Raw genomic sequence first — 14,242 nt, forward strand, 5'->3', positions numbered from 1 at the left:
GTTGCTTTTAACTAAACGGATAAAGCGTAAGTACGTTTATTGAATAACGCCAATTAATGCCCGTTATATATAGCCAATGACGCTAATGCCTTACACGGATAGTCGCTTTATTTGCTGATCCTGATTATTCGATTCTGTACTGAAAACAAATGAGGAAATTTGCCAAAACCTGAAAAAGAACTAGGGTGATAGTTCGAAAGTAATAGGAGCAATTCCCAAATCCATCGCCGAAAGCCTCTGGAATGGGCCTTTCAGGCAGTCGCTTTATGCCATCAGGCGCTTCATAAGTCATTCATTAACAATGGAATGTGCCTATGCACTGATCTAAGTCAGTAGTTTGATCAGTCAACAGAACTACGCTGTGAACTCTTCTCTCCTGCAATGGAGTCATGCAATGTCTGAAGCTCCCGGAAAACTACGATTAGGTGCACTGGTTGCCTTGGTCGTCGGATCAATGATCGGTGGCGGGATATTCTCTTTGCCACAAAACATGGCCGCCAGCGCCGACGTCGGCGCGGTACTGATCGGTTGGGCCATCACCGCTGTCGGCATGCTCACCCTCGCTTTTGTCTTTCAAACCCTCGCCAATCGCAAGCCTGACCTGGACGGCGGCGTGTACGCCTACGCCAAGGCCGGGTTCGGCGATTACATGGGTTTCTCTTCGGCCTGGGGTTACTGGATCAGTGCCTGGCTGGGCAACGTCGGTTACTTCGTCCTGTTGTTCAGCACCCTCGGTTATTTCTTTCCGGTTTTCGGCGAAGGCAACACCGTCGCTGCGGTGATTGGCGCCTCCGTGCTGCTGTGGGCCGTGCATTTCCTGGTGCTGCGCGGGATCAAGGAAGCGGCATTCATCAACCTGGTGACCACGGTCGCCAAGGTGGTGCCACTGCTGTTGTTCGTGATGATCGCGTTCTTCGCGTTCAAACTGGATATCTTCACCGCTGACATCTGGGGCGTGAAAAACCCTGATTTGGGCAGTGTGATGAATCAGGTGCGCAACATGATGCTGGTCACCGTGTGGGTGTTCATCGGCATCGAAGGCGCGAGCATCTTCTCGGCCCGGGCGGAAAAACGCTCCGACGTGGGCAAGGCCACCGTGATCGGCTTCATCACCGTGCTGCTGTTTCTGGTGCTGGTGAACGTGCTGTCGCTGGGCATCATGACTCAGCCAGAGTTGGCCAAACTGCAGAACCCGTCGATGGCCGCCGTGCTTGAGCATGTGGTCGGTCACTGGGGCGCGGTGCTGATCAGCGTCGGTCTGATCATCTCGCTGCTGGGGGCGCTGTTGTCGTGGGTGTTGTTGTGTGCGGAGATCATGTTTGCCGCCGCCAAAGACCACACCATGCCGGAGTTCCTGCGCAAGGAGAACGCCAACCATGTACCGGTCAACGCCCTCTGGCTGACCAACGCGATGGTGCAGATTTTCCTGATCATCACCCTGTTCTCGGCCAGCACTTACCTGTCGCTGATCTACCTCGCCACCTCGATGATTCTGGTGCCGTACCTGTGGTCGGCGGCCTATGCCGTACTGCTGGCGGTGCGCGGCGAAACCTACGAAGGCTTCGCGGCCGAGCGGCGCAAGGATCTGATCATCGGCGGGATCGCCCTGATCTACGCGATCTGGCTGCTGTACGCCGGCGGCATCAAATACCTGCTGCTCTCGGCCCTGCTCTATGCCCCCGGCGCGTTCCTGTTCGCCAAGGCCAAGCTCGAACTCAAGCAAGCGGTTTTCACCAACGTCGAGAAGCTGATTTTCGCCGCAGTGGTTGTGGGCGCGCTGGTCGCGGCCTACGGACTGTATGACGGCTTCCTGACTCTGTAACACCTGATTGATTAGTTATCTGGAGGATCACTGCAATGACCACGGAAAAAGTTAAGTACGGCGTACATTCCGAAGCCGGCAAACTGCGCAAAGTCATGGTCTGCTCCCCTGGTCTGGCCCATCAGCGCCTGACCCCGAACAACTGCGATGAACTGCTGTTCGACGATGTGCTGTGGGTCGCCCAGGCCAAGCGCGACCACTTCGACTTCGTCACCAAGATGCGTGAACGCGGGATCGATGTGCTGGAAATGCACAACCTGCTGACCGACATCGTCGCCATCCCCGAAGCACTGGACTGGATTCTCGATCGCAAGGTCACCGCCGATTCGGTGGGCCTGGGCCTGATCAGCGAGGTGAAATCCTGGCTGAAAAGCCTTGAGCCACGGCACATCGCCGAGTTTCTGATTGGCGGCGTCTCCGCCGATGACCTGCCGGACAGCTTCGGCGGCAAGACCATCCAGATGTTCCGCGACTTCCTCGGCCACTCCAGCTTCATCCTGCCGCCGCTGCCGAACACTCAGTTCACCCGCGACACCACGTGCTGGATCTACGGCGGCGTGACGCTGAACCCGATGTACTGGCCGGCGCGTCGTCAGGAAACCCTGTTGGCCACGGCCATCTACAAATTCCACCCGCAGTTCACCAACGCCGATTTCGAGATCTGGTACGGCGACCCGGACAAGGATCACGGCAGCGCCACCCTTGAAGGCGGCGACGTGATGCCGATCGGCAACGGTGTGGTGTTGATCGGCATGGGCGAGCGCTCATCCCGTCAGGCCATCGGCCAACTGGCGCTGAACCTGTTCAAGAACAAAGCCGTGGAAAAAGTCATCGTTGCCGGTCTGCCAAAGTCTCGCGCGGCGATGCACCTGGACACCGTGTTCAGCTTCTGCGACCGCGACCTCGTCACGATTTTCCCGGAAGTGGTCAACCAGATCGTCGCCTTCACCCTGCGACCTGACGACAGCAAACAGGGCGGCATCGATATTCGCCGCGAAGAATCGAGCTTCCTCGACACCGTGGCTGCCGCCCTCAACCTGCCGAAGCTGCGCGTGGTGGAAACCGGCGGCAACAGCTTCGCCGCCGAACGCGAGCAATGGGACGACGGTAACAACGTCGTCGCCGTGGAGCCGGGCGTGGTCATCGGCTACGACCGCAACACCTACACCAACACCCTGCTGCGCAAGGCTGGCGTAGAGGTCATCACCATCAGCGCTGGGGAATTGGGCCGTGGCCGTGGCGGCGGCCACTGCATGACCTGCCCGATCATCCGCGATCCGATCGACTATTGATTTTTTGACTAATGACGACCCGACGCTGTGAAAGCGTAGCGCCGAAGGCGCACAGCCTGCAGTAGCTTTCACAGTGTCGGGCAAGGAGATCCATCATGGCTTTTAATATGCGCAACCGCAGCTTGCTGAGTTTGATGCACCACACCACTCGCGAGATCAACTACCTGATCGACCTGTCCCGCGACCTCAAACGCGCCAAATACACCGGCACCGAGCGTCCACACCTGCAAGGCAAGAACATCGCGCTGATCTTCGAAAAAACCTCGACCCGCACCCGTTGCGCCTTCGAAGTCGCGGCGCACGACCAAGGCGCTCACGTCACCTACATTGACCCCGTGTCGTCGCAGATCGGCCACAAAGAAAGCATGAAAGACACCGCCCGCGTACTCGGCCGGATGTTTGATGCCATCGAGTACCGTGGCTTCGAACAGGAAATCGTCGAAGAGCTGGCCAAGTTCGCCGGAGTGCCGGTGTTCAACGGTCTGACCGCCGAATTCCATCCGACACAAATGATCGCCGACGTGCTGACCATGCGCGAACACAGCGACAAACCGATGCACGACATCAGCTACGCCTACCTCGGCGACGCCCGTTACAACATGGGTAACTCGCTGCTGATGATCGGCGCCAAACTCGGTATGGACGTGCGCATCGCTGCACCGAAAGCCCTGTGGCCGCACGCTGACTTCATCGCGCAATGCAAAGAATTCGCCGAAGAAAGCGGCGCGCGCATCACCATTACCGAAGATCCGAAAGAAGCGGTCAAAGGCGTCGACTTCATTCACACCGACATCTGGGTGTCGATGGGCGAGCCGGTCGAAGCGTGGGACGAGCGTATCGAGCAACTGCTGCCGTACCAGGTCAACAGCAAAATGATGAAAGCCTCCGGCAACCCACGCGTGAAATTCATGCACTGCCTGCCGGCGTTCCATAACAGCGAAACCAAGGTCGGCAAAGACATTGCCGCACGCTATCCACACTTGGCCAATGGCGTCGAAGTGACAGAAGACGTGTTCGAATCCCCGGCCAACATCGCCTTCGAGCAAGCGGAAAACCGCATGCACACCATCAAGGCAATTCTGGTGTCGGCGCTGGCTGATCTTTAACCACTGCTGACCCGTGATCATTCCCACGCTCCCGCGTGGGAATGCATCCCGTGACGCTCTGCGTCACAGCGGACGCGGAGCGTCAGTGGCGGCATTCCCACGCAGAGCGCGGGAACGATCAACAAATCACTGTTTTCCAGAAGGAAATGCACCATGCGTATCGTCGTAGCGTTGGGCGGTAACGCCCTGCTCCGCCGTGGTGAACCGATGACCGCTGACAATCAGCGCGCCAACATCCGCATCGCCACCGAGCAAATCGCCAAGATCCATCCCGGCAATCAACTGGTCATCGCCCACGGCAATGGCCCGCAAGTCGGCCTGCTGTCGCTGCAAGCGGCAGCCTACACCTCCGTCACCCCTTACCCGCTGGACGTGCTCGGCGCCGAAACCGAAGGCATGATCGGCTACATCATCGAACAGGAGCTGGGCAACCTGCTGGACTTCGAAGTGCCGTTCGCCACCCTGCTGACCCAGGTCGAAGTCGACGCCAACGATCCGGCCTTCAAGAACCCGACCAAACCCATCGGCCCGGTCTACGACAAGGCTGAAGCGGAAAAACTCGCCGCTGAAAAAGGCTGGGCCATCGCTCCTGACGGCGACAAGTACCGCCGTGTAGTAGCCAGCCCACGGCCGAAGCGCATCTTCGAGATCCGCCCGATCAAGTGGCTGCTGGACAAGGGCAGCATCGTCATCTGCGCCGGTGGCGGCGGCATTCCGACCATGTACGACGAGAACCGCCACCTCAAGGGCATCGAGGCGGTGATCGACAAGGATCTGTGCTCCTCGCTGCTGGCTGAACAACTGGAAGCGGAGTTGCTGGTGATTGCCACCGACGTCAACGCGGCGTTCATCGACTTCGGTAAACCGACCCAGAAGGCCATCGCCCAGGCGCACCCGGACGAACTCGAACGCCTCGGCTTCGCCGCCGGCTCCATGGGGCCGAAGGTTCAGGCAGCTTGTGAATTCGCGCGCCATACTGGCAAGGTCGCGGTGATCGGTTCGCTGGCGGACATCGAAGCGATCGTCCAGGGTACTGCCGGCACACGGGTCAGTACTGCCAAGCCTGGTATCACCTATCGATAATTAGAAACTCCGAGGGCAGATGTAGGGTCTGCCCTTCTCCCATGCCTTGAAAGGAGAAACCCATGGCCCAGTTTGAACCCGGTCATTTGCACATCGAGCGACATGCGTTGACCCCGGACGATGTCAGTTACAACGTGCACCTCGACTATGAAGTGTTCACCGATCCGCAAAAAGGCAAAGGCATCCAGTTCACGATGCATGGCAACCTTCAGGGAAAGGACATGAAAGAGACCTTCTTCCTGCCCAAGGAGGAGGCCTACAACTTTGCCAACAACGTGACGAAAATCGCCGAGCAGTACGGCATTCCCAAGACTCACAGTCAGATCGGTTCGGTGCACAAGCATTACGACATGATGTTTGAAGACATCCGTAAGCAGCTGGACATGAAATCCGGCGACCCGGTCAATCTTGAGCACTTCGAATAACCCTCAAAAGCCCCTCACCCTAGCCCTCTCCCAAAGGGAGAGGGGATTGATCGGGGGATGCTGCAGAGTTACGCCGACCTGATCCTGCTTTACCGAATCCATAATCGACTGTCTCTTCCAGGTCGATGTCAAACCCGAGACACCTCGGTCAGCTCCCTCTCCCCTTGGGAGAGGGCTGGGGTGAGGGTGCTTTTGATTTAAGGCATACTTGCCACCCTCCGCACTGCAGAACACTGAACCGCCCCATGCGTATCCACGTCAGCTTCATCGACCGCGTCGGCATCACCCAGGAAGTCCTGGCTATCCTCGGTGGGCGCAACCTCAATCTGGATGCGGTGGAAATGATCCCGCCGAACGTCTACATCGACGCGCCAACGCTCAGCCCGCAAGTGCTCGAAGAACTCAAGGATGCGCTGTTTCGCGTGCTCGGCGTGGAAGCGGTGACGGTGGTCGACATCCTCCCAGGCCAGCGTCGGCACTTGCAGCTCGACGCCTTGCTCGCGGCGATGACCGACCCGGTGCTCGCTCTCGACAGCGCCGGCAAGGTGCTGCTGGCCAACCCGGCATTGATCGCGCTGTACGGTCGCGAACCGGCGGGCGAAAGTGTCGCGGAACTGTTCAATGACTCCGGCCTGCTCGACACCCTGCTTGAGCAAGGTTTCCGCCTGCCGCTGCGCGAGATCACCGTCAACGGCCAGACCCTGCTGCTCGATGCCACGCCGATTACCGACGCCGGCGCCCTGCTCACCCTGTATCAACCGAACCGCATCGGCGAACAACTTTCGGCGCTGCATCATGACCACGCCGAAGGTTTCGATGCGTTGCTCGGCGAATCCCCGGCGATCCGTACCCTCAAGGCCCGCGCGCAACGCGTTGCCGCACTCGATGCACCGCTGCTGATTCAAGGCGAAACCGGCACCGGTAAAGAACTGGTCGCCCGCGCCTGCCACGCCATCAGTACGCGGCACAGTGCGCCGTTTCTGGCCCTGAACTGCGCGGCCCTGCCGGAGAACCTCGCCGAGAGCGAACTGTTCGGCTACGCACCCGGCGCCTTCACAGGTGCCGCACGCGGTGGCAAACCGGGGCTGATGGAACTGGCCAACCAGGGCACGGTGTTCCTCGACGAGATCGGCGAGATGTCGCCGTACTTGCAGGCCAAACTGCTGCGTTTTTTGAATGACGGCAGCTTCCGCCGGGTCGGCGGTGATCGAGAAGTGAAGGTCAACGTACGAATCCTCAGTGCAACCCACCGCGATCTGGAGAAAATGGTCAGCGAAGGTCTGTTCCGCGAAGACCTGTTCTACCGCCTCAACGTGCTTAACGTCGAAGTGCCGCCGCTGCGTGAACGGGGTCAGGACATTCTGTTGTTGGCGCGTTATTTCATGCAGCAGGCCTGCGCGCAGATCCAGCGCCCGGTCTGCCGCCTCGCCCCCGGCACCTATCCGGCGCTGCTCGGCAACCGCTGGCCGGGCAACGTACGGCAATTGCAGAACGTGATCTTCCGCGCCGCTGCGATCTGCGAAAGCAGCCTCGTCGACATCGGCGACCTCGACATCGCCGGCACCTCGGTGGCCCGACAGACCGACAGCGATGTCGATAGCCTCGAACAAGCCGTCGAGTCCTTCGAAAGATCGCTGCTGGAAAAACTCTACGTCAGCTACCCCTCGACCCGCCAACTGGCCAGCCGCCTGCAAACGTCGCATACAGCCATCGCCCACCGATTGCGCAAATACGGCATTCCCAACAAACCCTGAACACGGTTATGTAACGGATTCGAAATCCGTTCAAAAGCGACCTCCATCTGTACTGAAAGCGCTACAGCGGAACGATATCGATACACACCGTTCAAGCCACCGCTGTGCAAGGCTTTGATCCGCTTCAGCTTTTCCCCTCGCCCCACACTGTAGCGATTTCGCTACACAAGCGCGTTTTCATATACGCGCCAATCACTTCAAGCCATTGATTTAAAACAATAAATAAACCTTGGCCGCGTTCTTGCTAATCAACAGCTCATAAATAAGGGCTTCCCTGCCCACGCTTTCCACCGCGTCCACCGGACGAGTCCGGCCCCTGAGGAGTTTCCATGAGCGAGTTGCGTTTTACTGAAGATCACGAATGGCTGCGCACTGAAGCTGACGGCAGCGTTACTGTCGGCATCACCGCTTTTGCGCAGAACGCCCTGGGCGACGTGGTATTCGTGCAACTGCCTGAGCTGCAGTCCTACGACAAAGGCGCCGAAGCCGCCACCGTGGAATCGGTAAAAGCCGCCAGCGGCGTGTACATGCCCCTCGACGGAGAAGTGCTGGAAGTGAACCCGGCGCTTGAAGACAGCCCTGAACTGGTCAACGAAGATCCGCTGGGCGAAGGCTGGTTCTTCCGCTTCCAGCCATCCGACGCCGCCGCTGTCGGCAAACTGCTGGATCAAGACGCTTACGACCGTCTGATCAAAGCCCAAGCCGAAGCCTGAGGATAGCCGACATGACACAAGTAAACCTTGGCACCGCCAACGAATTCATCGCCCGTCACATCGGCCCGCGCGCCGGTGACGAGCAAGCCATGCTCAACAGCCTCGGCTTCGATTCGCTCGAAGCCCTGAGCGCCAGCGTCATCCCGGAAAGCATCAAGGGCACCAGCGTACTCGGCATGGACGACGGCCTGAGCGAAGCCGACGCACTGGCGATGATCAAATCCATCGCCGGCAAGAACCAACTGTTCAAGACCTATATCGGCCAGGGCTACTACAACTGCCACACGCCGTCGCCGATCCTGCGCAACCTCCTGGAAAACCCGGCCTGGTACACCGCTTACACGCCGTACCAGCCAGAAATCTCCCAGGGCCGTCTCGAAGCGCTGCTGAACTTCCAGACCCTGATCAGCGACCTCACCGGCCTGCCGATCGCCAACGCATCCTTGCTCGACGAAGCCACCGCCGCTGCCGAAGCCATGACCTTCTGCAAACGCCTGAGCAAGAACAAGGGCAGCCACCAGTTCTTCGCCTCGATCCACAGCCACCCGCAAACCCTCGACGTGCTGCGCACCCGTGCCGAGCCGCTGGGCATCGACGTGGTTGTGGGCGATGAGCGTGAACTGACCGACGTCACCCCGTTCTTCGGCGCCCTGCTGCAATACCCGGCGAGCAACGGTGATGTGTTCGACTACCGCGAACTGACCGAACGCTTCCACGCCGCCAACGCTCTGGTGGCCGTGGCTGCCGACCTCCTGGCCCTGACCCTGCTGACCGCTCCGGGCGAGTTCGGCGCGGACGTCGCCATCGGCAGCGCACAACGCTTCGGTGTGCCGCTGGGCTTCGGTGGCCCGCACGCGGCTTACTTCTCGACTAAAGATGCGTTCAAGCGCGACATGCCGGGCCGTCTGGTCGGTGTGTCGGTTGACCGTTTCGGCAAGCCGGCCCTGCGTCTGGCGATGCAAACCCGCGAGCAACACATCCGTCGCGAGAAGGCCACGTCGAACATCTGCACCGCGCAAGTGCTGCTGGCCAACATCGCCAGCATGTACGCCGTCTACCACGGCCCAAAAGGCCTGACCCAGATCGCCAACCGCGTGCATCACCTGACCGCGATTCTGGCCAAGGGCCTGACCGCGCTGGGCTTGAACGTCGAGCAGGAAAGCTTCTTCGACACCCTGACGCTGGCCACCGGCGCGCAAACCGCTGCGCTGCACGACAAGGCTCACGCCCAGCAGATCAACCTGCGCGTCGTCGATGCTCAGCGTGTCGGTCTGTCGGTCGACGAAACCACCACGCAGGCTGACATCGAAACTCTGTGGAGCGTGTTTGCCGACGGCAAGACCCTGCCGGACTTCGCCGCCCTCGCCGCTTCGGTGCAGAGCACCATCCCATCTGCGCTGGTTCGTCAGTCGCCGATCCTCAGCCACCCGGTGTTCAACCGTTATCACTCGGAAACCGAGCTGATGCGCTACCTGCGCAAACTGGCGGACAAGGATCTGGCACTGGATCGCACCATGATCCCGCTGGGTTCGTGCACCATGAAACTCAACGCTGCCAGCGAAATGATCCCGGTGACCTGGGCTGAATTCGGTGCCCTGCACCCGTTCGCTCCGGCCGCGCAAAGCGCCGGCTATCAGCAACTGACCGATGAACTGGAAGCGATGCTCTGCGCCGCCACCGGTTACGATTCGATCTCGCTGCAACCGAACGCCGGTTCGCAAGGTGAATACGCTGGCCTGCTGGCCATCCGCGCCTATCACCAGAGCCGTGGCGATGACCGTCGCGACATCTGCCTGATCCCGTCGTCCGCCCACGGCACCAACCCGGCCACCGCCAACATGGCTGGCATGCGTGTGGTCGTGACCGCGTGCGACGCTCGCGGCAACGTCGATATCGAAGACCTGCGCGCCAAAGCCATTGAGCACCGCGAACACCTCGCTGCGCTGATGATCACCTACCCGTCGACTCACGGCGTGTTCGAAGAAGGCATCCGCGAAATCTGCGGGATCATTCATGACAACGGCGGCCAGGTGTACATCGATGGCGCCAACATGAACGCGATGGTCGGTCTCTGCGCCCCGGGCAAGTTCGGTGGCGACGTCTCGCACCTGAACCTGCACAAAACCTTCTGCATCCCCCACGGCGGTGGCGGCCCGGGCGTCGGCCCGATCGGCGTCAAGTCGCACCTGACGCCGTTCCTGCCGGGTCACGGCACCATGGAGCGTAAAGAAGGCGCGGTCTGCGCGGCACCGTTCGGCAGCGCGAGCATTCTGCCTATCACCTGGATGTACATCCGCATGATGGGCGGCGCTGGTCTCAAGCGTGCTTCGCAGTTGGCGATCCTCAATGCCAACTACATTTCCCGTCGCCTCGAAGAGCACTACCCAGTGCTGTACACCGGCAGCAACGGTCTGGTGGCGCACGAGTGCATCCTCGATCTGCGTCCACTGAAAGACAGCAGCGGCATCAGCGTTGATGACGTCGCCAAGCGCCTGATCGACTTTGGCTTCCACGCCCCGACCATGTCGTTCCCGGTCGCCGGCACGCTGATGATCGAGCCGACCGAAAGCGAATCCAGGGAAGAACTGGACCGCTTCTGCGACGCCATGATCCGCATCCGCGAAGAAATCCGCGCAGTGGAAAACGGCACCTTGGACAAGGACGACAACCCGTTGAAAAACGCGCCGCACACCGCAGCCGAACTGGTTGGCGAGTGGACTCACCCGTACAGCCGCGAGCAAGCCGTGTACCCGGTGGCCTCGTTGATCGAAGGCAAGTACTGGCCGCCGGTCGGTCGCGTCGACAACGTGTTCGGCGACCGCAATCTGGTCTGCGCCTGCCCGTCGATCGAAAGCTACGCTTAAACCGGAAAGGGGCGAACCACTCGCCCCTACCGCTTCACCTGTAGGAGCTGCCGAAGGCTGCGATCTTTTGATCTTGCTGTTGAAAGATCAGGATCAAAAGATCGCAGCCTTCGGCAGCTCCTACAGGGGGGATGTAACCAGCCTGATATTGCGCCAATTCCTATAACAAGAAACCGGAGAACCACTCATGTCGTTAAGCGTGTTCGACCTGTTCAAGATTGGCATCGGCCCCTCCAGCTCCCACACCGTCGGCCCGATGCGCGCAGCCGCGCGCTTCGCCGAAGGCTTGCGTCGTGAAAACCTGCTGACCACCACCGCCAGCGTTCGAGTCGAGCTGTACGGCTCGCTCGGGGCCACCGGCAAGGGGCACGGCAGCGACAAAGCCGTGTTGCTCGGCCTTGAAGGCGAACACCCGGACACCGTCGACACCGAAACCGTGGCTGCCCGTCTGCAAGACATTCGCGGCAGCGGCCGCTTGAACCTGATTGGTGAACACAGCATCGCGTTCAACGAAAAAGAACATCTGGCAATGATCCGCAAGCCGCTGGCCTATCACCCCAACGGCATGATTTTCCGCGCATTCGACGCGGCGGGCATTCAGATCCGCAGCCGCGAGTACTACTCGGTCGGCGGTGGTTTTGTTGTCGATGAGGACGCGGCCGGTGCCGACCGCATCGTCGAAGACGCCACCGCGCTGACCTTCCCGTTCAAAAGCGCCAAGGACTTGCTCACGCATTGCAGCACTTACGGTCTGTCGATCAGCCAGGTGATGCTGACCAACGAAAGCGCCTGGCGCCCGGAAGCGGAAACCCGTGCCGGTCTGCTGAAGATCTGGCAAGTGATGCAGGACTGCGTGGATGCTGGTTGTCGTAACGAAGGCATCTTGCCGGGCGGTTTGAAAGTCAAACGTCGCGCGGCAGCGCTGCATCGGCAACTGTGCAAGAACCCGGAGTCGGCGTTGCGCGATCCGCTGTCGGTGCTCGACTGGGTCAATCTCTACGCGCTGGCGGTCAACGAAGAAAACGCCAACGGCGGGCGCGTTGTCACCGCACCCACCAACGGCGCGGCCGGGATCATTCCTGCCGTGCTGCATTACTACATGCGTTTTATCCCCGGCTCCACCGATGACGGCGTCGTGCGATTTCTGCTGACCGCCGCCGCCATAGGCATTCTGTACAAGGAAAACGCTTCGATTTCCGGTGCTGAAGTCGGCTGTCAGGGCGAGGTCGGTGTGGCCTGTTCAATGGCCGCCGGGGCGTTGTGCGAAGTGCTCGGCGGCAGCGTGCAGCAAGTCGAGAACGCGGCGGAAATCGGCATGGAACACAACCTCGGCCTGACCTGCGACCCGATTGGCGGGTTGGTGCAAGTGCCGTGCATCGAGCGCAATGCCATGGGCTCGGTGAAAGCGATAAACGCGGTGCGCATGGCCATGCGTGGCGACGGTCAACATTTCGTCTCCCTCGACAAAGTTATCCGCACCATGCGCCAGACCGGCGCCGACATGAAAAGCAAATACAAAGAGACCGCTCGCGGCGGTCTGGCGGTCAACATTATCGAATGCTAATTAGCCCCTTCTCCCTCCGGGAGAGGGTTGGTGTGAATCAAGGAGTTCCGCATGTCCACCGAACAACTGTCGAAAACCCCGCTGCACGCTCTGCACATCGAACTCGGCGCCCGCATGGTGCCGTTCGCCGGCTACGACATGCCGGTGCAATACCCGCTCGGCGTGATGAAGGAGCACCAGCACACCCGTGAGCAAGCCGGGCTGTTCGATGTTTCGCACATGGGCCAGATCCGCCTGACCGGCGCCAACGCCGCCAAAGCCCTGGAAACCCTGGTGCCGGTGGACATCATCGACCTGCCAGTGGGCATGCAGCGTTACGCGATGTTCACCAACGAGAGCGGTGGCATCCTCGATGACCTGATGGTCGCCAACCTCGGTAACGATGAGCTGTTCCTCGTAGTGAACGCTGCGTGCAAGGATCAGGATCTGGCTCACTTGCGAAAACACATCGGCGATCAGTGCACCATTACGGCGCTGTTCGAAGAGCGCGCCCTGCTCGCCCTGCAAGGTCCGGCCGCAGTGACCGTGCTGGCGCGCCTTGCTCCTGACGTGGCGAAGATGACCTTCATGCAGTTCAACCGCGTGAACCTGTTGGGCGTGGACTGCTTTGTCAGCCGTTCTGGCTACACCGGTGAAGACGGTTTCGAAATCTCGGTGCCGGCCGCCGATGCGGAAAAACTTGCTCGCGCCCTGTTGGCCGAACCGGAAGTCCAGGCCATCGGCCTCGGCGCGCGCGACTCGCTGCGTCTGGAAGCCGGCCTGTGCCTCTACGGCCACGACATGAACACCGAGACCACGCCAATCGAAGCCAGCCTGCTGTGGGCGATTTCCAAGCCGCGCCGTGCAGACGGCGCGCGTGCCGGCGGTTTCCCTGGGGCGGAGCAGGTTTTCAATCAACAACAGAACGGCGTCGCGCGCAAACGTGTCGGCCTGCTGCCGCAGGAACGCACGCCGGTGCGTGAAGGCGCAGAAATCGTCAACGAAGCCGACGAGATCATCGGCAGCGTGTGCAGCGGCGGCTTCGGCCCGACACTGGGCGGCCCATTGGCGATGGGTTACCTCGACAGCGCTTATGTCACTCTCGAAACGCCAGTCTGGGCCATCGTTCGTGGGAAAAAGGTGCAAATGCTTGTAAGCAAAATGCCATTTGTTCCACAACGCTACTATCGTGGTTGATTGGCTGTTTCTATAAGTAACGCGATTGCGTTATGCGTGCACTAATGTGTAACGCAATCGCCACAAAAAAGTGCATTTTCTAACAACTGATTCGAATATGAACTTTGCTTATAACGTTCGAAAACTTTTGAAAAAGCTAATCGTCCAAGCCGCACTAGTGAACTGACTAACTGCCAGCAAGCGCAACAAAACCGGGGCCCTCACGGGGCTTGTTTTTTCTCCCGTAGTTGGCGTAGAGTTTATCCACTGTGTTTGCATGGGTCAGCTTGGAATCGTGACCTGGGCAGTAGCCTACAAGTTAGCTACATCCCGTTCGACGTCTTCTTACTCTCCTGCAACCAGCCCCAGTACTCTTTCATGAGAAAGAGACTGTCATCACTGTATGCGTCAAAGGACATAAGATCTGTCCTCACGTCAGAGCGGTACCGTCGAGTGGTTTAACG

Annotated in this window: 10 protein-coding genes; all 10 read left to right on the forward strand. The window is 59.8% G+C overall.

Annotated elements, in window-relative coordinates; genetic code table 11:
• Positions 1–394: 394 nt before the first annotated feature.
• The 10 genes from arcD to gcvT all read left to right on the forward strand — a co-directional run bounded on the left by arcD (position 395) and on the right by gcvT (position 13,799).
• Positions 395–1,822, forward strand: a complete 1,428-nt coding sequence (gene arcD, locus ACIOVB_RS21495) for an arginine-ornithine antiporter (RefSeq protein ID WP_401271162.1) — start codon at positions 395–397, stop codon at positions 1,820–1,822.
• Between the two features lie 35 nt (positions 1,823–1,857).
• Positions 1,858–3,114 carry an arginine deiminase gene (gene arcA / locus ACIOVB_RS21500; RefSeq protein WP_401271165.1) on the forward strand — a complete coding sequence of 419 codons (1,257 nt, stop codon included), beginning with the start codon at positions 1,858–1,860 and terminating at the stop codon, positions 3,112–3,114.
• Positions 3,115–3,209: 95 nt separating this feature from the next.
• Positions 3,210–4,220, forward strand: a complete 1,011-nt coding sequence (locus ACIOVB_RS21505; RefSeq protein WP_401271167.1) for an ornithine carbamoyltransferase — start codon at positions 3,210–3,212, stop codon at positions 4,218–4,220.
• Positions 4,221–4,373: 153 nt separating this feature from the next.
• On the forward strand, positions 4,374–5,303 hold the full coding sequence (arcC, locus tag ACIOVB_RS21510) for a carbamate kinase (RefSeq protein ID WP_401271169.1): 930 nt from the start codon (positions 4,374–4,376) through the stop codon (positions 5,301–5,303).
• Between the two features lie 62 nt (positions 5,304–5,365).
• Positions 5,366–5,728 (forward strand): DUF5064 family protein, encoded by a 363-nt coding sequence (locus tag ACIOVB_RS21515; RefSeq protein WP_401271172.1) that lies wholly within the window; start codon positions 5,366–5,368, stop codon positions 5,726–5,728.
• A gap of 245 nt (positions 5,729–5,973) precedes the next feature.
• Complete coding sequence (locus ACIOVB_RS21520; RefSeq protein ID WP_401271174.1) at positions 5,974–7,482, forward strand: sigma-54-dependent transcriptional regulator; 1,509 nt, start codon at positions 5,974–5,976, stop codon at positions 7,480–7,482.
• A gap of 329 nt (positions 7,483–7,811) precedes the next feature.
• Positions 7,812–8,195, forward strand: a complete 384-nt coding sequence (gcvH, locus tag ACIOVB_RS21525; protein ID WP_187679759.1) for a glycine cleavage system protein GcvH — start codon at positions 7,812–7,814, stop codon at positions 8,193–8,195.
• A gap of 11 nt (positions 8,196–8,206) precedes the next feature.
• Positions 8,207–11,059 carry an aminomethyl-transferring glycine dehydrogenase gene (gene gcvP, locus ACIOVB_RS21530; RefSeq protein WP_401271178.1) on the forward strand — a complete coding sequence of 951 codons (2,853 nt, stop codon included), beginning with the start codon at positions 8,207–8,209 and terminating at the stop codon, positions 11,057–11,059.
• 187 nt (positions 11,060–11,246) lie between these two features.
• Positions 11,247–12,623 carry an L-serine ammonia-lyase gene (locus ACIOVB_RS21535; protein WP_401271181.1) on the forward strand — a complete coding sequence of 459 codons (1,377 nt, stop codon included), beginning with the start codon at positions 11,247–11,249 and terminating at the stop codon, positions 12,621–12,623.
• A gap of 51 nt (positions 12,624–12,674) precedes the next feature.
• The gene (gene gcvT, locus ACIOVB_RS21540) at positions 12,675–13,799 is read left to right on the forward strand and encodes a glycine cleavage system aminomethyltransferase GcvT (protein ID WP_401271183.1); all 1,125 of its coding nucleotides are present in this window, start codon (positions 12,675–12,677) and stop codon (positions 13,797–13,799) included.
• Positions 13,800–14,242 lie beyond the last annotated feature (443 nt).

Source organism: Pseudomonas sp. NPDC087639 (genome assembly GCF_044743385.1).
Lineage (GTDB): Bacteria > Pseudomonadota > Gammaproteobacteria > Pseudomonadales > Pseudomonadaceae > Aquipseudomonas.

Coding starts and splice junctions, on each gene's coding strand:
- ACIOVB_RS21505 (WP_401271167.1), top strand. CDS start 3,210: ATGGCTTTTAATATGCGCAACCGCAGCTTGCTGAGTTTGATGCACCAC.
- gcvT (WP_401271183.1), top strand. CDS start 12,675: ATGTCCACCGAACAACTGTCGAAAACCCCGCTGCACGCTCTGCACATC.
- arcA (WP_401271165.1), top strand. CDS start 1,858: ATGACCACGGAAAAAGTTAAGTACGGCGTACATTCCGAAGCCGGCAAA.
- ACIOVB_RS21535 (WP_401271181.1), top strand. CDS start 11,247: ATGTCGTTAAGCGTGTTCGACCTGTTCAAGATTGGCATCGGCCCCTCC.
- gcvP (WP_401271178.1), top strand. CDS start 8,207: ATGACACAAGTAAACCTTGGCACCGCCAACGAATTCATCGCCCGTCAC.
- arcC (WP_401271169.1), top strand. CDS start 4,374: ATGCGTATCGTCGTAGCGTTGGGCGGTAACGCCCTGCTCCGCCGTGGT.
- gcvH (WP_187679759.1), top strand. CDS start 7,812: ATGAGCGAGTTGCGTTTTACTGAAGATCACGAATGGCTGCGCACTGAA.
- ACIOVB_RS21520 (WP_401271174.1), top strand. CDS start 5,974: ATGCGTATCCACGTCAGCTTCATCGACCGCGTCGGCATCACCCAGGAA.
- ACIOVB_RS21515 (WP_401271172.1), top strand. CDS start 5,366: ATGGCCCAGTTTGAACCCGGTCATTTGCACATCGAGCGACATGCGTTG.
- arcD (WP_401271162.1), top strand. CDS start 395: ATGTCTGAAGCTCCCGGAAAACTACGATTAGGTGCACTGGTTGCCTTG.